General features: G+C 53.0%; 25 protein-coding genes. 24 read left to right on the top strand and 1 reads right to left on the bottom strand.

The annotated features are described in order from the left end of the window. Positions 1-4 precede the first annotated feature (4 nt). The 21 genes from rpsR to PUR_RS25645 all read left to right on the top strand — a co-directional run bounded on the left by rpsR (position 5) and on the right by PUR_RS25645 (position 24,021). Positions 5-277, top strand: coding sequence for a 30S ribosomal protein S18 (rpsR, locus tag PUR_RS25740; protein WP_124697492.1), 273 nt, complete (start codon positions 5-7; stop codon positions 275-277). A 660-nt stretch (positions 278-937) separates the two neighbouring features. Next, complete coding sequence (locus PUR_RS25735) at positions 938-2,878, top strand: endonuclease MutS2 (protein WP_179037667.1); 1,941 nt, start codon at positions 938-940, stop codon at positions 2,876-2,878. A 180-nt stretch (positions 2,879-3,058) separates the two neighbouring features. Then, the gene (gene opp4A, locus PUR_RS25730) at positions 3,059-4,795 is read left to right on the top strand and encodes an oligopeptide ABC transporter substrate-binding protein (RefSeq protein ID WP_179037666.1); all 1,737 of its coding nucleotides are present in this window, start codon (positions 3,059-3,061) and stop codon (positions 4,793-4,795) included. A gap of 15 nt (positions 4,796-4,810) precedes the next feature. After that, positions 4,811-5,797, top strand: a complete 987-nt coding sequence (locus PUR_RS25725) for an ABC transporter permease (protein ID WP_332107925.1) — start codon at positions 4,811-4,813, stop codon at positions 5,795-5,797. After that, positions 5,794-6,666, top strand: coding sequence for an ABC transporter permease (locus PUR_RS25720; protein WP_179037665.1), 873 nt, complete (start codon positions 5,794-5,796; stop codon positions 6,664-6,666). Before PUR_RS25725 ends, PUR_RS25720 begins: the two co-directional genes overlap by 4 nt. Before the next feature lie 54 nt (positions 6,667-6,720). Beyond that, the gene (locus PUR_RS26355; RefSeq protein ID WP_269474688.1) at positions 6,721-6,846 is read left to right on the top strand and encodes a hypothetical protein; all 126 of its coding nucleotides are present in this window, start codon (positions 6,721-6,723) and stop codon (positions 6,844-6,846) included. Between the two features lie 262 nt (positions 6,847-7,108). Next, complete coding sequence (locus tag PUR_RS25715) at positions 7,109-8,140, top strand: LCP family protein (protein ID WP_179037664.1); 1,032 nt, start codon at positions 7,109-7,111, stop codon at positions 8,138-8,140. Positions 8,141-8,346: 206 nt separating this feature from the next. Then, positions 8,347-8,772 (top strand): CBS domain-containing protein, encoded by a 426-nt coding sequence (locus tag PUR_RS25710; RefSeq protein WP_179037663.1) that lies wholly within the window; start codon positions 8,347-8,349, stop codon positions 8,770-8,772. 255 nt (positions 8,773-9,027) lie between these two features. After that, positions 9,028-9,330 carry a MazG-like family protein gene (locus tag PUR_RS25705; RefSeq protein WP_179038079.1) on the top strand — a complete coding sequence of 101 codons (303 nt, stop codon included), beginning with the start codon at positions 9,028-9,030 and terminating at the stop codon, positions 9,328-9,330. A 3-nt stretch (positions 9,331-9,333) separates the two neighbouring features. After that, positions 9,334-10,254 (top strand): DUF2232 domain-containing protein, encoded by a 921-nt coding sequence (locus PUR_RS25700; protein ID WP_232101654.1) that lies wholly within the window; start codon positions 9,334-9,336, stop codon positions 10,252-10,254. Positions 10,255-10,265: 11 nt separating this feature from the next. Next, positions 10,266-12,272, top strand: a complete 2,007-nt coding sequence (locus PUR_RS25695; protein WP_179037661.1) for a DHH family phosphoesterase — start codon at positions 10,266-10,268, stop codon at positions 12,270-12,272. Then, complete coding sequence (gene rplI, locus PUR_RS25690; RefSeq protein WP_179037660.1) at positions 12,269-12,715, top strand: 50S ribosomal protein L9; 447 nt, start codon at positions 12,269-12,271, stop codon at positions 12,713-12,715. Before PUR_RS25695 ends, rplI begins: the two co-directional genes overlap by 4 nt. A 1-nt stretch (position 12,716) precedes the next feature. Beyond that, a complete protein-coding gene (gene dnaB / locus PUR_RS25685) occupies positions 12,717-14,078 on the top strand; it encodes a replicative DNA helicase (RefSeq protein ID WP_124697482.1) in 1,362 nt (453 codons plus the stop codon). 214 nt (positions 14,079-14,292) lie between these two features. Continuing rightward, positions 14,293-15,579 carry an adenylosuccinate synthase gene (locus tag PUR_RS25680; RefSeq protein ID WP_179037659.1) on the top strand — a complete coding sequence of 429 codons (1,287 nt, stop codon included), beginning with the start codon at positions 14,293-14,295 and terminating at the stop codon, positions 15,577-15,579. A 284-nt stretch (positions 15,580-15,863) separates the two neighbouring features. After that, positions 15,864-16,526 carry a hypothetical protein gene (locus PUR_RS25675; RefSeq protein WP_179037658.1) on the top strand — a complete coding sequence of 221 codons (663 nt, stop codon included), beginning with the start codon at positions 15,864-15,866 and terminating at the stop codon, positions 16,524-16,526. Between the two features lie 332 nt (positions 16,527-16,858). Next, positions 16,859-18,391: a M23 family metallopeptidase gene (locus PUR_RS26350; RefSeq protein ID WP_179037657.1), complete on the top strand. Its 1,533-nt coding sequence runs from the start codon at positions 16,859-16,861 to the stop codon at positions 18,389-18,391. A 181-nt stretch (positions 18,392-18,572) separates the two neighbouring features. Continuing rightward, entirely contained in the window at positions 18,573-19,304 is a 732-nt protein-coding gene (gene yycF / locus PUR_RS25665) for a response regulator YycF (RefSeq protein ID WP_269474737.1), read from the top strand. Further along, positions 19,304-21,133 carry a cell wall metabolism sensor histidine kinase WalK gene (gene walK / locus PUR_RS25660; protein ID WP_179037656.1) on the top strand — a complete coding sequence of 610 codons (1,830 nt, stop codon included), beginning with the start codon at positions 19,304-19,306 and terminating at the stop codon, positions 21,131-21,133. Before yycF ends, walK begins: the two co-directional genes overlap by 1 nt. Continuing rightward, positions 21,130-22,422, top strand: a complete 1,293-nt coding sequence (locus tag PUR_RS25655; protein WP_179037655.1) for a YycH family regulatory protein — start codon at positions 21,130-21,132, stop codon at positions 22,420-22,422. Before walK ends, PUR_RS25655 begins: the two co-directional genes overlap by 4 nt. Positions 22,423-22,448: 26 nt before the next feature. Beyond that, positions 22,449-23,180: a two-component system regulatory protein YycI gene (gene yycI, locus PUR_RS25650; protein WP_179037654.1), complete on the top strand. Its 732-nt coding sequence runs from the start codon at positions 22,449-22,451 to the stop codon at positions 23,178-23,180. A 34-nt stretch (positions 23,181-23,214) separates the two neighbouring features. Then, entirely contained in the window at positions 23,215-24,021 is an 807-nt protein-coding gene (locus tag PUR_RS25645) for an MBL fold metallo-hydrolase (RefSeq protein ID WP_179037653.1), read from the top strand. Here PUR_RS25645 and PUR_RS25640 read toward each other — a convergent pair. Next, positions 23,990-24,196 (bottom strand): hypothetical protein, encoded by a 207-nt coding sequence (locus PUR_RS25640; RefSeq protein ID WP_179037652.1) that lies wholly within the window; start codon positions 24,194-24,196, stop codon positions 23,990-23,992. The genes PUR_RS25645 and PUR_RS25640 overlap by 32 nt on opposite strands. A 333-nt stretch (positions 24,197-24,529) precedes the next feature. On the opposite strand from PUR_RS25640, the gene PUR_RS25635 reads away from it, so the two are divergent. The 3 genes from PUR_RS25635 (at position 24,530) to PUR_RS25625 (ending at position 26,599) form a co-directional block, all read left to right on the top strand. Then, positions 24,530-25,771 carry a S1C family serine protease gene (locus tag PUR_RS25635; RefSeq protein ID WP_179037651.1) on the top strand — a complete coding sequence of 414 codons (1,242 nt, stop codon included), beginning with the start codon at positions 24,530-24,532 and terminating at the stop codon, positions 25,769-25,771. Positions 25,772-26,060: 289 nt separating this feature from the next. Beyond that, on the top strand, positions 26,061-26,261 hold the full coding sequence (locus tag PUR_RS25630) for a cold-shock protein (RefSeq protein WP_019914582.1): 201 nt from the start codon (positions 26,061-26,063) through the stop codon (positions 26,259-26,261). A 95-nt stretch (positions 26,262-26,356) separates the two neighbouring features. Further along, positions 26,357-26,599: a cold-shock protein gene (locus PUR_RS25625; RefSeq protein WP_179037650.1), complete on the top strand. Its 243-nt coding sequence runs from the start codon at positions 26,357-26,359 to the stop codon at positions 26,597-26,599. The last annotated feature ends 68 nt before the right edge of the window (positions 26,600-26,667 follow it).

The following is a 26,667-nucleotide window of genomic DNA, read 5'->3' as shown; positions in this document are numbered from 1 at the left end:
GACAATGGCTTTTAAACAAAGAGAAGGCGGAGACAACGACAAGAGACCTCCACGCCGTGGCGGCCGCAATAAACGTCGTAAAGTATGCTTCTTCACTGTGAACAAAATTACTCACATTGACTATAAAGATACGGAACTGCTGAAGAAATTCATCAGTGAGCGCGGTAAAATTTTGCCTCGCCGTGTAACCGGCACGAGCGCAAAATACCAACGCGCCCTGACGATCGCAATCAAACGTTCGCGTCAAGTTGCGCTTCTGCCTTACACTACTGAATAAGACAGGCCTAAAGACAGCCGGATTACCGGCTGTCTTTTTTGTTGCGATACCATTCTCAGAAGCGAATGAGTTACAGGTCTTATTGCAGCAATTAGCGGATTGACGCAGCTAATCAGATATAGTAAATTTAAACCATCCTATAACGAAGGGGAAATTTTGATGTCGGTGAGCGTTCTTAACTAAGCAATTTCATATCACCTGCAGGCAGGCTGTTATTTTGCTCGCTGAAGAGTATGCTTATTCAAGTGTGCCCGGAAGCGCATGATAACGCGTCTTTTTTGACACGGCGAGGCTGTGCCTATGGTGAATGATTTAGTTAAGAACACGCGACGCGTCAAATGGCCTCTTTACGGCTGTTATCCCGTCAATGCGAACAAACCGTGCTCTTGCAGCGCGGTTTTTTTGTTTATCTTAAGAAAGGGCTATTAAAGCCCGGACCGGGATAGGGATCAGTGTAAAGATTAGGGCAAGGAATGCCGCTGTGGCATTCTTTGCCCTTTTTTGAAATATCAGAAAGTATAAGCTTCGCGCTTATCCTTAACCTGATATTTTTACGAGAAACGGATGCCTTCCTCTTCCAGAGGACGGCGAAGCCGTTTCTTCTTACGTTACGGATGAAATAAAGAATGTTGAATCGACAACCCATGAGGAGGAAAAAACATGCATCTACAAAGCCGGCAAACGCTCGAATACAATCTGATCAAGGAAGAAGTGGGACGTTATGCCGTCTCCTATGTCGGAAGGTCGCTAATTGCGGAGCTTGAGCCGATGTCTGAACTTACGGCAATACACAGAGCGGTGGAAGAGACGGCGGAGGCCAAGGAATTATTAATGAGAGGATCGAGTGTGCCAATACCCTCATTGGAGGGGATCGAATGGGTCATGTCGCTGCTGGGAACGGGATATCTGTTCAATGAGCAGGATTTTACGGCGGTGGGCGTATTCTTGAACAGCTGCGGTCAACTGCGCAAGTATATGGCTTCCAAGGATGCGTCCCTCCGGATCGGAGCGTATGCATCGTCGCTGATGGAGCTGAAGACTGTAAAAGCTGAGATCGAACGTTGCATCCGGTTCGGCGTCATTGACGACGGGGCGAGTAAGGGATTGGAGAAGGTTCGCAAACGGCTGAGAGTAACGAAAGAGCGGCTGCTCAAGAAAATTGAGAGCGTCATGTCGCGTCACCAGTCCATTTTGCAGGAGAATCTGTACAGCATGCGGGGAGGCCGCTATGTGATTCCGGTCAAGCGCGAATACCATAAGCAGGTGAAGGGTTCGGTGCTCGATCAGTCCACAAGCGGACAGACGGTGTATGTGGAACCGGAGGAAGTAGCCGCATTGCAAGGAGAACTGGAGATGCTGACCAGCGAGGAGGCGCGGGAGGAGGGCATCATTCTAAGTATGCTGACCGGACTGATCGAAAGGGAGCAGGATGCCCTGCGGCTGAATATCGAAATTACGGGTGTGTATGATTTCATATTTGCAAAGGCCAAATATGCCGCTGCGACAGGAGCGGGAGCGGTATCCTTCAATGACCGGGGATATATGCGGCTTATCGGAGGCAAGCATCCGCTGCTTGACGGCATGGTTCCGATCGATGTGGAATTTGGGCAGGGTTATAAGTCGCTTGTAATAACCGGTCCGAATACGGGAGGGAAGACGGTTTTGCTGAAAACGGTAGGGCTGCTCGTGCAGATGGCTCAATCAGGGCTCCTGATTCCGGCCGATAAAGAGAGCCAGCTTCCGGTGTTTTCCGAGGTCATGAGCGTGATCGGAGACGGGCAAAGCTTGACGCAGTCGCTCAGCACTTTTTCCGCGCAGATGAAGGGTGTGGATGAAATGCTGCGCGCCGCAGGCCGGAATGTTCTTCTGCTGATCGACGAGCTGGCGGCAGGCACGGACCCGGGTGAGGGAATCGCTCTGTCGATCGCCATTTTGGAGGAGTTAAGCCGCAGAGGAGCCAATGTTATCGTCACAACGCATTTTAATGAGTTAAAAACATTTGCTTCGGCAGCGCCCCAGTTCCAAAATGCGCGAATGGAGTTTGATCCGGTTACGCTCCGTCCGCTATACAAGCTGACGATAGGGGAAGCGGGCCACAGCTATGCGCTGCAAATTGCGGAAAAGCTCGGTCTTGACGCCGGAGTCATCGAACGATCGCGTCAAATTGCCGGCATTCAGCCCCGAAAACAGCTTGGCGAACAAGAGATGATGCTGTGGTATGATAGAGAAGGAAGAATGGAAGAAAATGACGCGGCCGGGAACGGCAAAAGCCATGCGGAGAATGAGCCAAAGGTTCGTCAGGAACAGCCGCATTCTTTTGAAGTCGGGGACGCGGTCTATATCTCTTCGCTGGGGAGAACGGGAATCGTATACGAGAAACGGGATTCCAAAGGCATGGTCGGCGTCATGGTGCAGAAGCATAAAATGCGATTCAACCATAAACGCCTGAAACCTTATCTATCCAAAGAAGAGCTGTACCCGGAAGATTATGATTTGGATATTGTGCTCGATACGAAGGAAAACCGGAAGAAACGCAAGTTGATGGGGCGTAAGCATGTGGAAGGCTTGATGATTATTAAAGAAAAGGAAGGGGACGATTAATAGTAATAAAACATATTGACGCAAGTTATATTGCATTGTATGATGTTTGAAATTTTGTTGAATCCAAAATTTATATAAACCGGTCTGCAAAGTTGACCGGAATTGACCGATGGTTTATTTATTGACCACTGGATGGGAAAGCGTTCACAGTTTTTTTAACTAAGAGAAGGGAAGGAACCAATGAACAACAGTAAGGTAATCCGAGCATTTGCACCGCTGCTCCTCGTTGTACTGCTGCTGTCGGGCTGCAGCGGAGCCGATACTTCGGACAATCGCGGCGGGAGAGAGCCTTCCTCTCATGTAACGGCTGCCGGAGGGGAGCCGAAAGCGGGAGGGACGGTAACGTACGGCTTTCCTTCTCCGTTCAAGGGATTGTTTGAACCGGCTTTTTATGAAGGTGAAGATGATTTCCATGTTCTGGAGTTTACAACCGAGCCGCTGTTTACGGTCACTGACGACTTGACCACCGCCCCCGGTATCGCAACCTGGCAGGAGTCGGCCGATCATAAAACGTTCACTTTTAAAATAAAACAAGGCATACACTGGCAGAACGGTGCTGAGCTGACCGTAGAGGATTGGAAATTTGCGCTTGAGGTCATTGCCGACCCGGACTATACCGGCCCGCGCTTTTACAGTGTGGAAATGATTCAGGGGGCCGAGGCCTATCATACTGGAAAGGCGAAGCAAATCTCGGGCATCCAGGTTATTGATCCCTATACAATGAAGGTTACGGTCACGGCCGCCCGTGTGAATACGATTGATAATCTGTGGGCGTATCCGATGAATAAGAGTTATTTTGCCGGAGTGGCGGTAAAGGATATGCCGAACAGCGACCAGGTGCGAAAAGCTCCGATCGGCATCGGTCCGTTTAAAGTGAAGCATATTCAGCCAGGCGAATTTGTTGAACTGACGCGGTTTGATGATTATTACAAGGGCAAACCCCTTCTTGACGGCGTGCTGTACAAAGTATTCGACGACAAGCTGATTACAAGCCTGTTCGAGCAGGGAGGAATCGATATCGAGCAGGCGCCGCGGGATGCGTACGAAAGCCTGAAAAAGCTGAATAACATTACGCTGATGCAAACGCCTGATTTGTCTTATGAGTATATCGGCTTCAAGTTCGGACATTGGGACGGCAAGGCCGGGCAAATTGTAATGGACAACCCCAAGTTTTCGGACAAAAGATTACGGCAGGCGATGTACTACGCTCTGGACCGCAAAGGGATCATAGACGCCTTCTCTTACGGACTCGGGAAGCTGGTGGAGACGCCGATTTCCAGTAAAAGCTGGGCCAAGGTCCCGGAGGACCAAATCAATCGATACCCGTATGATCAGGAGAAGGCCAAGAAGCTGCTCGATGAAGCTGGTTATAAGGATACGGATGGCGACGGCATGCGCGAAGATCCCAAGGGAACGAAGTTCGTGATTCATTTCGACGGCATGGTCGGCGGCACCAATGACGAACCGCGCACCGAGGCTATTTTGCAAAATTGGCGGGATGTGGGCCTGGATGTCAGGCTGAACGGCGGAGCGCTGAAGGAAATGAATACCTTCTATACGGCGGTGGAGGAGGATGATCCGTCGGTGGAGCTGTTTAACGGTGTCTGGGGATTGTCCAATGATCCGGACCCTTCCGGACTCTGGAGAGAGAATGATCAGTGGAACTATCCCCGGTGGTCCTCTGAAGAGAACGAACGGCTCATCCGGGAAGGGATAAGTCTGAAAGCGTATGACCGGGAATACCGCAAGCAGGTGTATTATGACTGGCAGAAATTAATAAATGAAGAAGTGCCGATGATTTTCGTTGCGGAACGCGAGACGATTACGGGGGTAAACAAGCGTCTTCAGGGAGTAAAGATCAATACGCTGAGCAATATTATTGAGCCTTACAAGTGGTGGGTAAAAGACAGCGAGTAGGGAGGCCGAGTTGGCATGCTGCTAAAATTTGCGCTTCGCAGACTGGCAGGCGCGATGCCGCTGCTGCTTCTGGTTTCGGTCGTCGTGTTCGCACTGGCCAAGCAGATGCCGGGCGACGGTCTTGGAGGAGGACTAAATCCGGGCAACAAAGACCCCCGTTATGTTGCGGAAATGAGGGAGAAGCTTGGATATGACGATCCTTTGCCTCTCCAGTATTTTCGTTGGGTTAAGGATGCCGCTTCCGGAAATTTCGGGCAATCCTTCCTATATAAAATGCCTGTCGGCGAACTCATCGGCCAGCGTCTGCCCGCAACCCTGCTGCTGACTGTCCTGTCGCTTCTCATTACGTATGGAAGCTCTCTAACTTTGGGAATGATCGCCGGCCGCAATCCGGGGAGACCGGTCGACCGTTTTATCCTGACGGCCAGTTATGTCACCTATGCAGTTCCGACCTTTATTGCGGCAATCTTCGCTATTTATATATTTGCGGTTGTCCTGCACTGGGTGCCACTAGGCGGCACGGTTACGGCTGCTGCTTCGCGGGGATTATGGTCATCGCTGGGAGACCGGGTGGTTCATGCCCTGCTTCCCGCTGCCGTGCTGGGCCTGTTCAATACCGCGGCCTATACGCAATTTTTGAGGGGGGAAATCGTCGAGAACAGCGGCAAAAATTATGTGCGGACGGCCGTGGCCAAAGGAATATCCAGGTCCTCGGTTTATAACCGGCATATTCTGCGCAATTCGCTCCTTCCACTCGTTACCTTTCTGGGAATGGATATAGGAGGCCTCCTCGGCGGCTCGGTAGTCATCGAAAATCTGTTCTCCTATCCGGGTATCGGAACGCTGTTTGTGGCAGCGGTGTCAGGCCGGGACTATGCGGTGATGATGGCGGTGACGCTAATGACGGGTTTCATGATAGTTACTGGGAATATTGTGGCGGACTTGCTGTATGGCCTGCTCGATCCCCGCATACGCGCGGGTTACAACGGAGGAAGAAAATGAAGCACAAGAATGCGCCTGCTTCTCGGATCGGCGCCGCTGTCCGCAAATTTGCCGCAAATCGTCCCGCCGTCGTTTCGATGCTGTTTCTAACTGCTGTAATAACGCTGTGCCTGCTTGCTCCTTGGCTTACAGACTACGACCCGATGAAGATCAGCCTGCGGAGTCTGAATAAGGCTCCAAGCGCCGGGCACTGGCTGGGCACCGACAAGGGAGGCCGGGATGTTGTTTCCCGTCTGTTATACGGCGGCCGGACGACGCTATGGATTAGTCTTTGTGTGTCCGCAATTATAGCTGGTATAGGAACCGCAGTGGGGGTCCTGGCCGGCTATTTCGGCGGGGCGGCGGATTCGCTGCTGATGCGGGCTGCCGATGTCGTGCTGTCTTTTCCTTTTTTGATCTTCGTCATTGTCGTGAAGAGCATCGATCCGGACGGCGGTGTTTCCTCGCTAATTTGGACGGTGGGGCTGCTGGGCTGGGGCGGATTCGCGCGGATCATAAGGGCCAAGACGCTGGCCGAGAAAGAAAATGAATATATGCTGGCCGCGCGCTCACTGGGAGCCGGGACGCTGCGGATATTGTCGCACCATCTGCTGCCGGGTCTGCTCGGTCTGTTTATCGTCAATCTGATGTGGACGGCCGCAGCCATGATCGGTGTTGAAGCGAGTCTGAGCTTTCTGGGCTTTGGTGTCCCGGCCGGGCAGCCAAGCTGGGGGAATATGATGACTGATGCGCTCTCTCCGGAAGTCATCAGGGAGCGGTGGTGGATATGGCTTCCTGCCGGTCTGCTGATTACCGGGGTTATTCTTTCGATCAACTTTATCGGCGAGGGGATCAAAGAAGCATCTCGAGTCCAAGAGAGACATTTATAATTTTTCGGGAATTTTTTGTGAAAATTGAAATGACGCCGTGTCATTGCAGTCGTAATGGGCGCGGGCACCTGGGAGGAGCGGTTTAAGGAGACGGCTGAGCTGTTCGACTATTTTATGGACCTGTCGCCGGCCCGGCGTTTCGGATACTTGCTGGGACGTCTCGACGGCGCCTTCGGTTAAGGAAGCATTCTGCCGCTTTAGGAGAGCGGTGGAATGCTTTTTTAACCAAAAGTGTCGATTTTTGTTGTTTCTTTTTCACTTCATAGTGATTACAATAGTAATATTGTTTATTTCAATAGAATCTGCCCGAAAGGAGGAACGTCAGCATTAGCGCCGGCGAAGATCCTGTCTGCCTGCAGAACCAATTCATGACCGCTCCGGTCATTCCAAATAGAAAGAACAGCGACTATCGCCTACTCTATAATAAAAGAAGGAATTCGATATGAAAAAAAAGTGGAAAAAAAGATATATTGCTCTAATCATACTTCTGGTCATTGTTGCCGGAGGGGTTTTGCTTCGCAAGCCGCTGACGGTTCTGGCTTTTGATCTGTTCTTGTCGGACAAGGTTGAGAGTACGCTTCAGCAGAAGTCCTACCAGCCGCTTACGAGTGAAGACAACACCGTCAAGCCTGAGCCCATAGCTTATAAGAGCGATCCTTTCTCCGTCATGCTTCTGGGCACCGACCAACGCAAGACGGAAACGGCCCGTTCCGACACGATGATCTATGCGGTTGTCCGTCCTGAGGATTACAAGTTGCTGCTCATTTCCATTCCCCGCGATACGTATACGGAGATTATCGGCCATGACGGCAATAAGAAGGACAAGATTACCCATGCTTACGCTTTCGGCGGCCAGCAAATGGCCAAGGACACGCTTGAGGCGCTGCTGGGGCATCAAATTCAATACTATGCGACCATTAACTTTCAGGGGCTGAAGGATACCGTCGACGCCTTGGGCGGACTGCCTCTTCCGATTAAAAAGACGATCGAGAACAAGGGCAAAGACCATGAGAAATTTACGATTGTGGGCGGGAAGTCTCTTTATAACGGCGAAGAATCCCTGAACTATGTGCGCTACCGCGAAGACAGCGACTTTAACCGTACCAAGCGCCAGCAGGTCTTTCTGGATGTGCTCGCGAACAAAATGCTGTCGCTCAACCAAATCGGCAACGTGACGGAACTGCTCAACATAATGGGCGAGAATTTCAAGACCGATATGCCGCCTTCCATGGTTACCGGTCTGGCCAAGAAGTTCATGGGAGGCAAGGAAGCGGATATTTCGAGCTTCACCGTTATGGGCGAGGGTGCCCGTATTGACGGCGTCTATTATGATGTTGTGAATGAAGAGGATCTGAAGGAAGCGAAGGCGATGATTGACAACTGGATGAATGCCGGAACGCCGGTAGATCAGTTGATCGAGCCGGGAAAAGCGGGCGACGCGCTGGAAGCCAAGGCGACGTCCTCCGCCCAATAAAGCATCTCGTAAAACGAATGATATAGGAAACCACCGCATGCAGCAGCCCTGGTCAAAAGTTACCGGCTGCTGCTTGTTGTTCCTATGGTATACTATTGTTGGAACTGCGGTTAAGATCTGTACGTACTAAATAAAGCGGACCCCGTTGGGTAGAAAACAGGGGGAGAGCCGTTATTCCTTGGGGACTTTTGAGGAGGACCTAGAAGATGAATATTGCGTTTTTCCTGCTTCCGAAGCAGGAGGTGACTTGCGTCACGCTGGATTCGACCTTGCGTCAGACGCTTGAGCGAATGGAGTACCACCGGTACACGGCCGTTCCGATCCTGAACAAGCACGGCGAATACGCCGGTACCGTGACGGAAGGGGACCTGCTCTGGTACATGAAAGAATCGGAGGGAAAGGTCACATTCGAAAATGCTTCGAAATTTTTGCTGAAGGATGTTCCGCTGCGAATGAACAATAAGCCGGTATCCATCGATGCAGATATGGAAGATTTGATTAATCTGGTCAAAGTACAAAATTTTGTGCCGGTTGTGGACGATATGAACCGGTTCATCGGCATCGTCCGCCGCAGCCAAATTATCGAGTACTGTGAAAAGTTCGTATCCCGGAAATCGCTGGAATCCTTGTAAGCGGGAACAATTTCCGGTAAGGAGTTCGGCAGGGATGCAGCCTGTATTTCCGACAAAGGGGATGCGGGCTTTTTTTAAGGGATAAGAGTTTAACGCACCTGTAAAAGCCCTCGATAAGATTGGCGCAGCCGTTTCTTCTTAGATGCCCTTCTTCCTGTGATCGGGTCCGGGCTGGAGGGTGCCGTGTTGCGGAAAGTCATTTATGCTATAATGGAGAATAAAGCTTTTTCCCGGAGGTAGATAGACGTGTCCAACATGCCGAAGGATTTAGATGTAGCCAAGCGTGCCAAGGTCATCGAGTGGCTGAAGACCGAAGTCATCGATCAGGTTTCCCGATTGTTTAAAGCGCTGTGGGAAGGGAGTACCGGGAGGGTTAGCGACAGCCTGGCCAGCTTGATTATGAGTTCTTATATTCTGGGGCGCAGGCTTGGCATATCATACCGCGATCTGGATGAGGCGCTGCTGGAGAAGCTGAGAAAGCACCGTCAGGAAGGCCATCAGCTGGAAGATTGGTATCAGGATATATCTGCATTAGAAGAACATATGCGTAAGAGGTGAACATTGTTGAAATATCGCTGGACATCCGCGGCCTGGAGTGTTGTTTATCTTCTCCTGCTGCTATCCCTGTCAACTCCTTTTCTAATTATCACGACACTGTTTATGATTATTCCGGCCGTCCTGCTGTTCACCACGCTGAATACAAGGCAGTTTATACTATCGATTGTGCCTGTATGGCTGATACTGGGGCTGATTAGTCCGCTATATATATTGATAGCCGCCTACTTGCTTGTTCCCGCGCTGGTAATGGGACGATGGTACAAGAAAAAGGCTCCCGCTTCTTCGGTGATTGTTGCCGGCACCATTACTCTTCTCGGGGAGTTTCTGCTGCTTCTCCTTTTGGGCAAAACGCTCTTCCAGTTCGATCTGTACAATTATGTATATGATGTATTGAACGAGATGCGTACGATGGCCCTGTCCCCGATGCAGGAATTCGGTATGGGGAATCTGCTGGGGGGAAGCTCTGAGGATGTCGGCAACAACAGCCGCGCATTCATTCAGGTGATTCCTATGGCGCTGATTGTGTCTTCTTTCCTGATTACAGTGATTACACACTCCATCGTCCGGCCGATTCTGAACAGCATGGGATACGCCGTGCCGAAGCTTAAACCTGCCCGAGATTGGAGAATGCCGAAATCGTTTATTTGGTACTATTTGATCGCCGCCTTGATTCAGCTGTTCTTTTTCAAGTCGGATAACAGCCTCCTATTAATGATTACGGCCAATTTAGTGCCGCTGCTGCGGATATGCTTTATAATCCAGACGATCGGGTTCTTCTTCTTTATCGCTCATGAGCGGAATTGGAACAGGATCATTCCGGTTATACTTGCGGTATTGGCCATTATGCTGCCGCCGCTGTGGATTATCGGGATTATCGACCTGGTGGCGCCGCTGCGCGAAATGGTCACCAAATCGAAACGATAGGGTGAGAGCTCATGCCAAAATTTTTGCAAAGACGCTGGCACGGCTATCACACCGTCTGGGCGTTCTTGCTGCTGCTGGTCCTAATTATTGTCGTCAGTATATATAACTGGGTGCTGGGTGTTGTCAGCCTGTTTCTGGCCGGGACGCTGTGCTTCACCATGCTGAAAGCCGAACTTTCGTTTCGGCGGAATCTTGTGGAATACATCAATGGTCTCTCATTCCGCATTAAGCGGGTAGAGGGGGAGGCCATCGGAACGCTGCCGCTGGGCATTATTCTTTACGGCGAGGATCGTTCGGTGGAGTGGAATAACCGCTATGCGGGGGAGATTTTTTCGCGTAAATCGCTGTTGGGCGCGCCGCTGCCGGAACTGTTGCCGGACCTCGTGCCGACCGCTGCCGGTGGGCCTCCGGTCAAACGGGAAGCGGGCAAGGAAGGAATTCAGAAGGAAGTTCGCATGGAAATCAGCGTTGACGAGCGCTACTACCAGGCAGTTGTTATTCCCAGCGAGCGGCTGCTGTACTTATATGAAATAACCGAGCTGATCGATCTGCGGCAGCGGTACGAGGAAGAAAAGCTGGCACTAGGCATTCTGCTGATGGATAACCTTGATGAAGCTGCGCAGGGAATGGACGATCAGCAGCGGACGTCGCTGATTGCCAAGGTAACGAGCGAAATTACCGAATGGGGCAAGCAGTTTGAGGTTTATCTGCGCCGCCTTTCTTCGGAGCGCTATATGATGCTGCTGAATTACCGCAGCCTGCAGGCGCTGGAAGAGAGCCGCTTCGTCATTTTGGACGAAGTGCGGGAGATGACGGCGGATTTGAAGGTGCCGATGACGCTGAGCATCGGTCTGGCTTTCGGGGCGGAGTCGGCGAGCGAGCTCGGGGCGCTGGCCCAGTCGAGTCTTGATATGGCGCTCGGAAGAGGCGGCGATCAGGCTGCGGTCAAGGCGGGCCAGCGGCTTTCGTTCTACGGCGGAAAGAGCAACGCGGCGGAGAAGCGCACCCGCGTGCGTGCGCGCGTGATCGCGCATGCCCTCCGCGATCTGATTCAGGAGAGCGACCGGGTCATCATTATGGGACACCGCAATCCCGATATCGACGCCGTGGGAGCCTCCATCGGACTGCTCCGTGCAGCGCAGATGTATAACGTGGAAGCCGATATCGTGCTCGAAGGGCCAAATCCGTCCATTACGCGCATGCTTGAGCAGCTTCGTAGAGATGAAGAGCTGTACAGCTCTTTCATCACGACCGAACAGGCGCTTCAGGTGATGACCGAGCATACGCTGCTGATCGTAGTCGACACGCACAAGGCTTCGATGACGATGGAGCCGCGGCTTGTTCAATATGCCAGCCGGATTGTCGTCGTAGACCATCACCGGCGGGGCGAGGAATTTATCAACGAAGCGGTGCTCGTCTATCTGGAGCCGTATGCGTCCTCCACCTGTGAGCTGGTGACGGAGCTGCTGCAGTATATTCATGAGAAGGTCAAGCTCAGCACGCTGGAGGCGACGATGCTGCTTGCGGGCATTACGGTGGACACGAAGCATTTTGCCCTCCATACGGGATCGCGTACATTTGAGGCGGCGGGCTTCTTGCGGCGGCTCGGCGCCGATACGATTCTGATTCAGCGGATGCTGAAAGAAGATTTGCAGGAGTACATCTCGAAAGCGGAAATTATCAAGCATGCCCGGATGGTGTATGACCATATCGCCCTGGTGGTGACGGCGCCGGGCATGAAAATTCCGCAGCTCCTGATCGCCCAGACGGCGGACACGCTGCTGGGAATGACGAATGTGCTCGCCTCCTTTGTGATCAGCGAGCGCCCGGACGGACTGATCGGCGTCAGTGCCCGCTCGCTCGGAAGGATGAACGTGCAGGTCGTTATGGAGAAGCTGGGCGGCGGAGGACATTTGACCAACGCGGCCGTACAGCTGGAAGGAACAAGCAAGGAAGCAGAGGCCAGACTGCTCGAGGTGCTGGCGGAAATTGAAGCGAAAGAGGGTCTGTTCGAATGAAGGTCATATTCATTAAAGACGTTAAAGGTCAAGGCAAGAAGGGTCAAATCAAAGAGGTGTCGGAAGGCTACGCTACCAACTTCCTGCTGCCGCGGGGCATGGCCCGTCCAGCTACCGAAGGAAATATGAAAACAATTGAGAATCAGGCTGCTGCCGAGCAGCGCCGCAAGGAGCAGGAGAAAGAAGAAGCGCAGCAGCTTGGAGAGAAGTTGAGCGAGCTTACGCTTACGATGAAAGCGAAAGCGGGAGAGGGCGGCCGGTTGTTCGGCGCGATTACGAGCAAGCAGATCGCCGAAGCACTGTTAAAGCAAAGCGGCATAACCATCGACAAGCGTAAAATCGAGATGGATGAGCCGATCCGCCATCTGGGCACGCTGCAGGTTCAGGTTAAATTGCATACGGAAGTCAAGGCCGTGCTGAAGGTTCAGGTAACGGAGGAGTAGTATGGGCGGAGATCTCTTTTTCGATCGGGTTCCCCCGCAGAATCTGGAAGCGGAACAGGCGGTAATCGGCGCAATCCTGCTGCAGGACGAAGCGCTGATTTCGGCCATGGAGCGGGTGAATACCGAAGACTTTTACGACAAGCCGCATCAAATGATCTTTGAGGCGATGATACAGCTCGGAGAAGAGAACCAGCCGATTGATTTGGTTACCCTGACGGCCAAGCTTCAGGACAAGGGAGAGCTTGAAGACATCGGCGGGGTCAGCTATTTGGCCAAGCTTGCGCATGCGGTGCCTACGGCGGCCAATGTCGATTATTATGCGCAGATTATCGAAGAGAAGGCCATGCTGCGCAGGCTTATTCGGACCGCGACGCAAATCGTAAGCGAAGGCTACACCGGCGGCGAGGATGTTGCGGATATGCTGAGCGACGCCGAACGCCGCATTCTCGAAATCTCCAACCGGAGAAGCGGCAGCGGGTTCATCGCCATCCGCGACGTGCTGATGGAAGTGTTCGACCGGGTGGAGATGCTCCACCAAAACAAGGGGGGCACGTCCGGTATTCCTTCCGGCTTTGCCGATCTCGATCATATGACGAACGGTTTTCAGCGCAATGACCTTATTATTGTGGCCGCCCGCCCTTCCGTGGGCAAGACGGCCTTTGCACTGAACATCGCCCAGAACGTGGCGGTGCGCGCGAAGGAGACGGTAGCCATCTTCAGTCTGGAAATGTCGGCCGCCCAGCTTGTGCAGCGGATGATCTGCGCCGAAGCGAATCTGGATGCGAACATTATGCGTACCGGCGATTTCAAGAGCGATGATGACTGGTCTAAGCTGACGATGGGGATTGCGTCGCTTTCGGAATCGGAAATCTATATCGACGACACGCCGGGCATAACCGTGGCTGATATTCGCGCCAAATGCCGGAGGCTGAAGAAAGAAAAAGGGCTGGGCATGATCGTGATCGACTACCTCCAGCTCATCCAGGGCCGCGGCAAGGGCGGTGAGAACCGTCAGCAGGAGGTCTCGGATATTTCCCGGACATTGAAGCAAATCGCGCGGGAGCTTGACGTGCCGGTAATCGCTCTGTCCCAGCTCAGCCGGGGCGTCGAGCAGCGTCAGGACAAGCGGCCGATGATGTCGGACCTCCGGGAATCGGGTTCGATCGAGCAGGACGCCGATATCGTCGCGTTCTTGTACCGGGATGATTACTATAATCAGGAAACCGAGAAGAAGAACATTATCGAGATTATTATCGCCAAACAGCGTAACGGTCCAGTCGGCACGGTGGAGCTTGTATTTTTGAAAAATTTCAACAAGTTCGTCAACTACGAGCGTGCTCACTCCGAACCATTTGCAGGTTAAGGATAATCATGACAATTTCCGAACGATTGTACATTTCTTGGTGCAATCGTTCGTTTTTGTTTGACTTTAAAAAAAACCGCTGTTACACTGATAATTGTGCTTTAGCGGATTAAACCGTCTAAAGCGTCCGTCAGGGCTGCGTACATAGCGGTAAAGTACAGAGCCCTAAAAGAAAAATAATGGTGCTTATGGCAGCACCTACGGAGGAATGAACATGTCAACGGTAGTCGTTGTGGGAACACAATGGGGAGACGAAGGCAAAGGCAAAATCACGGACTTTCTGGCAGAGAGCGCGGATGTGGTCGCCCGCTATCAAGGGGGCAACAATGCCGGCCACACGATTCTGATTGACGGCAAGAAATTCAAGCTCAGCCTGATCCCGTCGGGCGTCTTCTATAAAGACAAGACCTGTGTCATCGGCAACGGCATGGTAATCAATCCAGCCGCCCTAATTGAAGAAATCAATTATATTCACGAAAACGGGTTCGACACGGATAACCTGGTCATCAGCGACCGCGCCCATGTCATTATGCCCTATCATATGGTGCTCGATGGACTTGAGGAAGACCGCAAGGGCCCGAACAAAATCGGCACGACCCGCAAAGGCATCGGTCCCGCTTATATGGACAAAGCGGCCAGAAATGGTATCCGGATTGCTGATTTGATGGATGCCGAGGAGTTCGAACTGAAGCTGCGGCACCTGATGAATGAGAAGAACCAGGTCATCACTCAGGTATATGGCGGTGAGCCGCTTGATGTGGAAGAGACACTGCAGCAGTATCTGGAGTATGCAGAAGTTCTGCGAAGCTATGTAACCGATACGTCAGTCGTACTGAACGACGCCATCGACGCCGATAGCAAGGTGCTGTTTGAAGGCGCCCAAGGCGTGATGCTCGACATCGACCAAGGAACGTATCCGTTCGTAACGTCGTCCAACCCGTCCGCAGGCGGCGTCTGCATTGGCTCAGGCGTAGGACCTTCCAAGATCAAACAGGTCATCGGAGTGGCGAAATCGTATACGACACGCGTCGGCGACGGTCCTTTCCCGACCGAACTGAACGACGAAATCGGCGATTTAATCCGCGAGACCGGCCATGAATACGGCACCGTTACCGGACGTCCGCGCCGTGTCGGCTGGTTCGACAGCGTCGTAGTCCGCCATGCCCGCCGTGTCAGCGGCCTGACCGGACTGTCCCTGAACTCGCTAGACGTGCTTAGCGGCCTGAAGACGGTTAAGATTTGCACCGGCTATAAATACCGCGGAGAGGTAATTACCCATTATCCTGCGAGCCTGAAAATGCTGGCCGAATGCGAAGCGGTCTATGAAGAGCTTCCAGGCTGGAGCGAGGATATCACCTCGGCCAAGACGCTGGACGACCTGCCGGAGAACACACGCAAGTATGTTGAGCGCGTGTCCGAGCTGACCGGTATTCCGATTGCGATCTTCTCGGTCGGACGCAACCGCGACCAGACGAACCAAGTCCTGCCGATTTACGAATAATAAGCGGCAAGACCCCGCGATTATACGCATTTAGAACATTTTGCGAAATGCTGATTTAAGAACCGCAGAGAGCCTTCAAGGGCTTCCTGCGGTTCTTTTGCGTGTGCCGATTTCGCACATGATCGCCCATTTGCCTCAGTGCAACTCCTTAACTTCCGCATGAATGAGCGTACCTAACGTTTCCCGAAGCGGATAACGGTCAATACTGGAAAAATAGCAGACAAACGTTTGGATTTGGATGCAAGCGGCAGGGCGGAATGCACTCATGCAAGGGAGAGATGGGAATGAAATGGGTTAAACGTGCGATGGGCGTATGTCTGATCGTAGTACTGGCCAGCAGTCTGTCCATACTGACGACGGGCGTTATTGTAAATGCGTATGTTCAGTCGGTAATGTCCGGGCTCGGCCTCAAGGTGGATATGCCGGCTCCGGGGTTCGGCGGAATGCTGAGCAGCCTTATGGGTACAAGCGGCAGGGCGCCCTCTAAGGAACCGGTGGCACAAGATGACGGCACGGCGGCGGCTGGAAATCCAGATGCGAACAAGCCTTCCGGGACGGGCGGCACAAATGAGACGGTTCCGGCAGCGACAGCGGACAGCGGCGGCGGAAGCTCCGTGGAAGAGAAGGCGCCGGACAACGCGCTTCCCGTCATGGGCGAGGCGACTGCGGAGGAGCAGAACGGCACGCAGGACCAGCAATTGGTCATGACTCCGGAAGCGATGAAGGATTTGAAGGACAATTTGCCGTCTGAGGAAAAAGTTAATATTTTTAACATTCTAATGAACAAGGTTCCTCAGGATGAGATGCAGAAGATTTCCGCCGCCATGGAGGGCGGGCTAACGGAACAGGAGGTGACAGAGATCCAGTCGATTATTTCCAAGTACGTAACCCAGGAGGAATATAATAAGCTGATGAAGATCCTGACTTCCGGCACGGGCGGACAATAGAGAAGTATACTCCTTGTCCGTCACGCAGATTGCAACCTTTGCATATTTCAGGAAAAACGCTGTTCCGAAACGCCTGAAGGGCGCTGGTGGACGGCCTTTTTGCATGAAAACAGGGAAGACGGTTTCTACTTGGTGAAGTTGAAATTTTTCCGCAGGCTATGGTAAAGTTAACAAGGACCGAAATTGGTTAATTTTTTGTAACTTTTTCCACATCATCGAAATCGTATTTTTCTTTACCACTCAGGATACATTTTCGGCAAATATAGATTAAGCGGTCATACCATAGTTCCGGCTGCATGGCAGTAAAGGGATCAGGCTGAAGGGAGAGTTTCATGAAAGGTTTGAAATTTATACGCGGGCTGAAGGGGCAAAAAGGAGAAGCTCCCAAAACCGTGGCCGGAGGGAAAGACGATGCCGGGGAGGGCATGGTTAACGTTCCGGTAACGAAAGATTCACGGCGGCGTCTGCGCCTGACCTGGCTTGCGGCAACCGCTGGCATTGCGCTGCTGACCGTCTCGTTCATTGGGGCGCACAAGCACTATGTGGAAGCGAATACGGAGGCCTACTACCGCGTTCTGCTGCACGGCAAGGAAATCGGGACGCTTTCCGATAAGGATCGGCTCAAGGCTTTGTTTGAGGAGAAGCAGGAAGAGTACCAGAAGAAATATCCGGACGAGGTTATGGTCCTGCAGACGGATGGCATCACAACGCAGGCAGCCCGCAACTATAAGCCGGTCATCGACAACGAGGGAACGTTAGACAAACTGGACGGCTTGCTTAAAGCCTATGCGGTTGGCGTTCAACTGGTCGTGGACGGCAAAGTCGTCGGTATCGTTAAAGACCAGGAAACGGCCAGCGCCGTGCTTCAGGGAGTCAAAGCCTACTACATATCGGGGAAGAAGGAAGCCTCCGGTGCGCCGCAGCTGAAAAAAACGGCCGCGTCATCGGCTTCGGCTTCTCCCGGAGATAAGGTAGAGTCTGCGGATATACGCGAACAGTTATCCGTCATGCCGGTAAAGGCCGACCCGAACAAGGTGATGGACGTGCAGGAGGCGGTCAAGGCGCTTACCGTAGGCGTGGACGCGCCGCTGGTTTATACGGTTCAAGAAGGAGACACGGTTTCGAGCATTGCCGGCCGTTATGAAATTGCGCAGAAGGAAATCTTCCGGAACAACCCGGAAGTGAAAGAACTGACGCTGCAAATCGGGGATGAGCTTAAACTGACGGTTCCACAGCCGCCGATTACTGTTGTAACGACAGAGAAGGCGGAGGAGCAGATCGTGACCGAACCCGAAGTGATTGTGCGCACGAGCGAGCTGCTGCCTAAAGGCAAGACGAAGGTGGTTCGTCCCGGCCAGACCGGGCTCAAGGAAATGCAATACCGGCTTACGAAGGAGAACGGCGAGGTCGTCAAAGAGGAATGGCTCGGCCAGACGGTTCTCAAGGCTTCGCTGCCTGAAGTCGTATACCGTGGCACCAAGGTAGCGCACGAAGCCTCCGGGTCATTCGCCTGGCCGGTTATCGGCGCGGTCATTTCCAGCACCTTCGGCGAACGCTGGGGCCGGAGCCATAAAGGGGTGGATCTCGTATCCGGCAACCGGACGATCAAGGCCGCCGATGCCGGGACGGTAAGCTTTGCCGGAGTACAACACGGCTACGGCAATGTCGTCATTATCAACCATGGCAACGGATATGAAACGTATTACGGCCACTTGAGCAAAATTTCCGTATCGGTCGGCCAGAAGCTGGAGCAGGGCTCCAGGATCGGCATCATGGGTAATACCGGCCGCTCCACGGGTACGCATTTGCATTTTGAAATCCGCAAGAGCGGCACGGCCATGAACCCGTTGAAATATCTCCAATAGTTTATCTTGAAATACAGGCCGCCCGGGAGTTTCCCGGACGGCTTCGTTATTATAAGGAGCAAGCGCCGGTTTGCGCTCCTAAAAGGCCGGCCTCCGTACTTCGTAGGATGTGACGTGCGGGCAGGTATGGTAAAATGAATAGGAAACTTATCAGTAAGATAGAAGGGTGAAACGGTGGATTATGGGAATGGGAACGATTTTGGTAGTCGACGACGAGCAGCCTATTGCCGATATATTAAAGTTTAATCTGGAAAAAGAAGGTTATGAGGTCATTTGCGCTTTTGACGGTATAAGCGCCGTGGATCTGGCCTTGTCCAAACGGCCCGATCTCATGCTGCTGGATCTCATGCTGCCCGGCAAGGACGGCATGGATGTCTGCCGTGAGGTGCGGTCCGCCCATCTGGATATTCCAATCATCATGCTGACCGCCAAGGACGGGGAAATCGACAAGGTGCTCGGTCTTGAGCTTGGGGCGGACGATTATGTAACCAAGCCATTCAGCACGCGCGAGCTGCTTGCCCGGGTAAAGGCGCAAATGCGCCGACAGCATAAGCCGACTCCCGCGGAGACGCAGAGCGGGCCGGACGAAGGCAAGCAGGGCGTCCACCATTTCGATCTGTTTATAGATACCGACATGTACACCGTCTATAAGGGCGGGGAACCTCTGGATCTGACGCACCGCGAATACGAACTGCTCTATTATATGGTCCGCAACGCCGGTAAGGTCATGACAAGGGAGCATTTGCTCCAGGCGGTCTGGGGATTTGAATATTTCGGAGACGTGCGGACGGTCGATGTGACGATCCGGCGGCTGAGAGAGAAGATCGAGGAGAACCCGAGCAAGCCGGAGTATATCTTTACGCGGCGCGGGCTCGGATATTTGATGCACAGTCCCAAAAACGGAGGATTGTGATGAAGGTCATGTCCTTTTTCCGGACAATTCAGGCGAAGCTGATTATTATTTACGTACTGCTGATTCTGATTGCAATGCAGCTGATCGGCGTGTATTTTGTAAGCTCGATGAAGAATTCGCTGACCGACAACTTCACGAAGGATTTGAAGGCCCGGGCGGAAATGCTGTCGATTCTGACGGCCGACAAATTCAGCAGCGGAGCCGGCGGAGCGGATGAGCAGTCTTCGGTGGACGGCCTGCGCGGCATGGTCAACAATCTGTATATCAGCGGCGCGGAAATCCAAGTGCTTGATGCGAGCGGCAAAATCATCACGACCTCGGTGCCGTCTCAGAGCGACTATGTCGGGCAGCGCAATACGCAGACGGTGGTCAGCCGCGCGCTGCAGGGCATCAGCGACAACGAGGAGTACATTATCGGCGATGACAATGTGCGGAAAAAGGTCGTGGCCAAGCCGGTATGGTCGGGCGGCAAGGTGGTTGGCGCCATTTACATCGCCGCCGACATGAAGGATCTTTACGCGACGATGAGCCGGATCAATAGCGTGTTTATCTCCGGCCTCCTGCTGGCGCTCACATTGACGGCCGTACTCGGCGTTATCCTCGCCCATACCATCACACAGCCGATCAAAGAGATGACCCGGCATGCCAAGGAAGTCGCCGAAGGAAGCTTCGACCGGAAAATGCCGATATTCGGCAATGATGAAATTGGGCAGCTGAGCAAGGCGTTCAACTATATGACCGGCAGGCTGAGGGACGCGCTTGCCCAGAACGAGGAAGAGAAGGAGAAGCTCGCCTCCATTCTGACCAATATGAGCGACGGAGTGGTGGCGACGGATGAAACCGGCCGCGTCATTCTTATGAACCGCCGGGCATCTTTGATGCTGGGTGCGGATGAACCGCTCCCCCGGGGCCTTGAGCTGGACGGGCTGCTTGGCCTCGAAGGCGATCAGACGCTCGCTTTGTCCGGCGGTACCGCGCAGTCCACGCTGCTGAGGCTTAAATCTTTCGAAGGGGAGGAGCCCAACATCGTGCGGGTGACGTTCACGCCGATTCACCGCCGCGAGGGCGGAATCGCCGGAACGATCGCGGTGCTGCAGGATGTCACCGAGCAGGAGAACCTGGAAGCGTCCCGCCGCGAATTTGTGGCGAACGTATCGCATGAGCTGCGCACGCCGCTCACGACCATTAAGAGCTATGCGGAAGCGCTCGATGACGGCGCGCTGGAAGATCCGCAGCTGGCCGGACGTTTTGTCGGCGTAATCCGCAGCGAGACGGAGCGGATGATCCGTCTTGTCACCGATCTGCTGCATCTGTCCCGCCTTGATTCCAGGGAAGCGCAGCTGCGCTATCAGGAGACCGATATTTCCGAGATGCTGGAGGATGTGGCCGACCGCTTCTCCTTCCAAATCCGGCAGAAGCGGATTTCCATCAGCACCGTCATCCGCCGGGGCGTCTCTACGGCCTGGCTCGACAGGGATCAGATCGACCAGGTGCTGGGCAATCTGGTGTCCAATGCCCTGAAATATACGCCTGAGGGCGGGAGCATCGGACTGGAGGCGGGATGCAATGCCGAAGGGATACTGGAGATTTCCGTCCGCGACTCCGGAATCGGAATTCCCAAGAAGGATATTGAGCGCATTTTCGAGCGCTTTTACCGGGTGGATAAAGCGCGTTCGCGGAATATGGGCGGAACCGGCCTCGGACTCTCCATTGCCCGGGAAATTGTAAAAGCGCACGGGGGCGCCATATCCCTGCAATCCGAACTGAACAAAGGCTCTAAGGTCACCTTTACGCTGCCTCTGGAGAAGCAAAGGAGGGACCAGGCGTGAAGGAAAGAATCAAGTCATGGATTCTGGCGCTGCTCGTCCTGAGTAGCCTGGTGGAGAGTTACTATTTGATCTACCGTCTGCCGGGGAGCGATTCGGCGGTCTTTTCCGAGAATCTATATGTAAAGACCGACAACATGGGGCCAGAAGAAAAAGTCGAAAATTTGCTATTTCCTTACAAAATGATTATTCATCTGGGAAACAACAAGCACACGCTGTTTTACCCAAGCTCGACTTTCTATAACCTGATTCTGAACCGGCTGAAGGGGCGGAGCTTCGAGAGCTTTCAGCGCCGTTCCGTCCAGGATTTCGACTGGACCAAGATTCGCAGCGAGAACCCCGGAATCGAGCTGTCGTTCGGTTCGGGCATTCCCGTAGCGCTGCTGCAGCGGGTGATGCAGCTGTCTCCGGATTCCCTGTTCGCGGGGGAAAGCATCGACCGGATCTGGATATACAGCGCAAAGAATGATTCGAAAGCCCATGCCGTTTTCTTCAGCACAAGGGGAGATATCGTCTATGAAGCGGCCAAAGCCGATCTTACCGTGCAGGACGTTCAGCAGCATGTCGATTTCGGAAAGTCGTGGACGCCTTACTCAACGTTAACCGGCGAGTATTACGTTCCGGAGAGCAGCTTGTCCCTGGTGGCGTCCGAGATGCCTTCCGGGCTGTATACGGTAGAGCAGATGCAGAGCAGTCTGTTCTTCGATGCCGGCAGCACCCGTTATATCCGGGAAAAGGACGGCTCCGAAATTTATACGGACAGCAAGCGCAGCCTGCAGGTAGATCAGGAACGGAACTGGATGAGCTACAGCGACCCTACGGCACTTCCGGCAGGCGAGAGCACCGATGCCAAGGATGTGCTGGAGGCTGTCGACTTCGTCAATCAGCATGGAGGATGGAACGGAACTTACAGGCTGGAGGCGGCTGCAGAAAGCGATCAGGACCGGCTCGTTTCCTTCCAGCAGTATTACGGTTCTTATCCCTACGGCTCTTACCCTGTTCTGGATCAGCCGCAGCTGCATTACGGACTCATCCATTTGCAGCTGCAGCAGGGAACGGTAACGGCCTATGAACGGTCCTTAATGTACAGCAAGGATGATATGGGTTCGAAAAAGATTGTGGAGCTGTCCGGCGGGGATACCCTGCGAAAGCGGCTGGCCGAGGTTGGCAAATCTTCGCCGCTCCGCGACTTGTACCCTGTCTATATGCCGGTGGTCAAGGGAAACAAGCTGGAGCTGGTTCCCGTCTGGAAGGCCGTTTACAGAGACGGCAGCTCGCTTACGCTGAATTAATTATCAAGGAGAAGGGGAGGAAAGGCATGGACTGGGGAAGAGCGAAAAATGTGCTGATCTATTCGTTTCTGCTGCTGAATCTGCTGCTGTGCTACCAGCTGTGGATCGACCTGCGGGAGCAGGTCAGCGCCAATCTTGACTTTACCTCTCTCTCCGATACGACCCAGCAGATTATGGAGCAGAAGGATATTCGTATTCTGTGCCCCATTCCGGCGGCTGTGCCCCAGCTTCCCGACTTAACGTACCGTTATTCGATCGGTGAAGGAAGAACGGTCAAATTGGACCGGCCGGTAGATAGCAAGCTGATTTTCTCCTTCGCTGAACTGAGCGGACAGTTGAAGCCTCAAATTCCCGATATCGGCAGCTACCGGTTTGATCCTTTGGAGAGCGAGGTCGGCAGGTTCGTGCTGCATCCGCTGGTCGACGGCAAATGGCCGCTGTTCAGCGTAAGACTGGAGCTGGTCTACGACAATCAGAAAATCGTCGCCTACCGCCGGCCGCAAATCGATATCGGGGAAGGCGGAAAGGGCGAAGCTCAGAAGGTGCTTCCGGCTTCGAAGGCGCTGGGCAGTCTGATCGAGAAGTTTTTCCCGAAGGGCGCGGCGGTGAAGGAAATTGAACTCGGCTATTACGGGGAATTGTTCAATTCCGAGAGCCAGGTGGCGGCGCCAATGTGGCGCTTCATGCTTGAGGACGGCAAATCCTATTACGTCAACGGCATCAGCGCCGATATTATCAGTCCCAAGACATCAGAGTGAATGAATGGATTACGAAAAAAGGAGCAGGAGAGCTATGGGGATTTCGTTTACGGTGCTGTCCAGCGGTTCAACCGGCAATGCCACAATTGTGCGGGGGGGCGGGACGACACTGATGATCGATGCGGGCTTAAGCGCGCGGCGGATCGAGGAACTGCTGACCATGCGCGAGTTAAGAGGAGAGGAAATTGACGGGATACTCGTCACGCATGAGCATTCCGATCATGTCAAGGGCCTCGGCGCGGTTGCGCGCAAGTATGGCCTGCCGATCTACGCCAACAGCAGCACATGGAGCGCAATTGAGAAAGGGATCGGGAACATCGAAGAGCATAACCGTCTCGTTTTGGAGACCGGGCAATTTAAGGATTTTGGAGACATGCGGGTCGAATCGTTTGCCATTTCCCACGACGCCGCCGAGCCGGTCGGCTATAACTTTTATGAAGGCAAAGAGAAGCTCAGCGTGGCGACGGACCTCGGCTATGTCAGCGATAAGGTCAAAGCGGCGATCTCGGACGCCGACGTACTCGTGCTGGAGGCCAACCATGATATTGAGATGCTGCGGATGGGACGCTACCCGTGGAATACGAAACGGCGGATACTCGGCGACATGGGCCACTTGTCCAACGACGCGGCGGGCGCGGCTCTGAGCGAGATTTTGACAGGACGCACCAAGCGGACCTACCTGGCCCATTTAAGCCGCGATCATAATATGATCGAGCTTGCGAGAATGTCGGTGCGAGGGGCGATGGAAGACAGAGGCTGCTTCTACAAAGACAGCGAGTTTCGGCTCTGCGACACGTATTACGACCAGCCTACGCCATGGGATACGGTGAGCGAATCATAAGTTGGTCAAGCTCCGACATTTTGCGCTCCAGCTCCTGGCGCGTGATCAATCCTTTTTCAATCAGTAGTTCTACGGCTGCGCTAAGAGCCAGCGTCATATGATAGTGATCGTCCTTCAAATCGCCCAGCTTGCCGATGAACTGCACCAAATCCATGGTTGAAGAAAAAGAATCCATAGTTTTGCCTCCTGCCACTATTTGTCGTTTTTTTATTTTGACGAACACGGCGCTGCCTCTCGGCGCTATGATACAATAGAGGGACAAAGCAGTCCGTTTGCACGCTGCCTATCGTCAGTATTACTAGTATTATAGTCTGACAGGCGTTAAAGTATTCCGCACTTAAGAGATTGGGCGCTTCTTTAATGCAGCAAGATGGCCTTTTTATATTGAATGAGCGCATAGCTGAAACCTTTTTGCGCAAGACGCAGTCTATAAAATGAAAACGAGACGGCTGCAGGGCAGGCTGCCCCACGCTTCAGGCGCGAGTTAAAGAGGGGAGAGGATGATAAGTTGGGACTGTTTGATGATGATTTCTATTCCACCAAAGTATCCAGACGGAGAGAACGAAAAGTCTCAAAGCAGCGGTCTATGCCCCGCCGCTGGTCGGCCCGCAGCAGACGGCTGAGGCTGTCAACGATGCAAGTCTCCGCGATCTGCTCCCTGTTCAGCGCGGTAGTCGCGGTTCTGCTGTTCAGTCTTGTTACGGGGCAGTTGTCCCATGAAAAAGGAGGCCAGCCCGCTTTCATTCAGAATGTCACGCCAAGCAGCGGGGATCCTTACGACCGGATTATCAAGGCAGCGGCTACCGTCCGTCCGGCGGTTGTCAGCATAATCAATCATAAAGAAGAGAATACGAAAGATACGCTGGATGAGTCGGCGCTCGGATCGGGCGTAATTTATAAGAAAACGGACGACAAGGCGTTTATTATAACCAATAACCATGTCATCTCCGGCGCGGGCAAGCTTGAGATTGTCACCGTGGATGGAGAGACCCGCAAGGCCGAGCTTGTCGGCGCGGATAAAGTCAGCGATCTTGCCGTCCTCTCCATTGATGCCGGGGGGATCAACACTGTCGCCAAACTGGGAGATTCCTCGAAGCTTCAGCTTGGGGAGACGGTGATTGCGATCGGCAATCCGCTCGGCCTTGGCGATACGCTTACCTCGGGCATTGTCAGCTATGCGAACCGCACGATTCCGGTATCCCTTAACCAGGACGGCGTTTATGACTGGGAGCAGGAGGTTATCCAGACCGATGCAGCCATCAACGAAGGCAACAGCGGAGGAGCGCTCGTCGACCTGAACGGCCGGGTGATCGGCATCAATACGATGAAGATTTCCGATACCGGCGTGGAAGGCCTCGGGTTTGCCATTCCGGCTAACCATGTCATCAAGATTGCGGAGGAACTGGTCCTGAAAGGGAAAATCGCCCGCTCCTACCTGGGGGTATACTCGATGGATCTGAACAACCCGTATGTTCCGCTTGCCGAAGACCAACGCAAGGCGCTCAAATTGCCGAGCAGCGTCAAGGAAGGCGTCGTCGTTCTTGATGTCGTCGGGCCGGCCAAGGAAGCCGGGCTCAAGCTGAATGATGTCATTACGAAATTCAATGGCCAAACGATTGATTCCACGCTGAGCCTGCGCAAGTATTTGTACAATGAGACCCGGATCGGCGACCCGCTCGCCATCACCTTTTACCGGAACGGGATAGAGAAAGAAATTACGGTTATGCTTGAAGAAAAACCGGGGGAATAATTCCGGAACTTGCAGGATATAATACTAAAGCGCCGAAGAAAAGGCTGGCTGTGCACGATTGGAGCGCCAGCCTTTTACGGCAAAAAATGGAGAATTTACCGGTCGTTAGCTTGCCTTTGCTACCGCGATGTGTTACTATGATATTAGTCATAATTTAATTTGAAACTTGAATTTTCACATTGAGAAGGGTTGTCAAGTTGGTAAGAACAGCCTTTCTCAATGTGTGAATTTTTTCTTTGTTCAAAGATAAAAGGAAACATGTTAATTTTATTTTTTGGAGGCATACACCATGCAAACAGGTACAGTTAAATGGTTCAACGCAGAGAAAGGCTTTGGCTTTATCGAAGTTGAAGGCGGAAGCGACGTATTCGTACACTTCAGCGCAATCACCGGCGACGGCTTCAAAACGTTGGACGAAGGCCAACGCGTTGAATTCAACGTTGTTCAAGGCAACCGCGGACCGCAAGCCGAGAACGTTGTAAAACTGTAAATTAACCAAACACCGTCCCGCTTGAGAAGAGTCGGGACGGTCTTTTTTTAAACCTTATACCAACCTTTGCACGTAGAGAAATGGAGGGAACGGCATTGAACTACCGGAAGAAACCACTGGAAGAAATACCGGAAGAGAATACGGCCGTATGGTCCTGCACGAACGATGATTGCAACGGCTGGATGAGAGATAATTTTTCGTTTGATGTTGCGCCTACCTGCCCTCTATGCCACGCGCCAATGGAGCAGGGAATGAGAATGCTTCCACAATTGTACAATTCCAACGGCGATCCCAAATCGCTGAAAAAGGGCATTTCCATTTCTCAGGGTGCAAGTTAAAGGTGAAAGTATAGTATAGATTTGTAAGCCGAAAAGGTTTAAGACGGAAAACCGTCTTATTTTTTTTG

This window comes from Paenibacillus sp. URB8-2, from assembly GCF_013393385.1.
Lineage (GTDB): Bacteria > Bacillota > Bacilli > Paenibacillales > Paenibacillaceae > Paenibacillus_AQ.
This window is presented reverse-complemented; position numbering and strand designations above follow the sequence as displayed.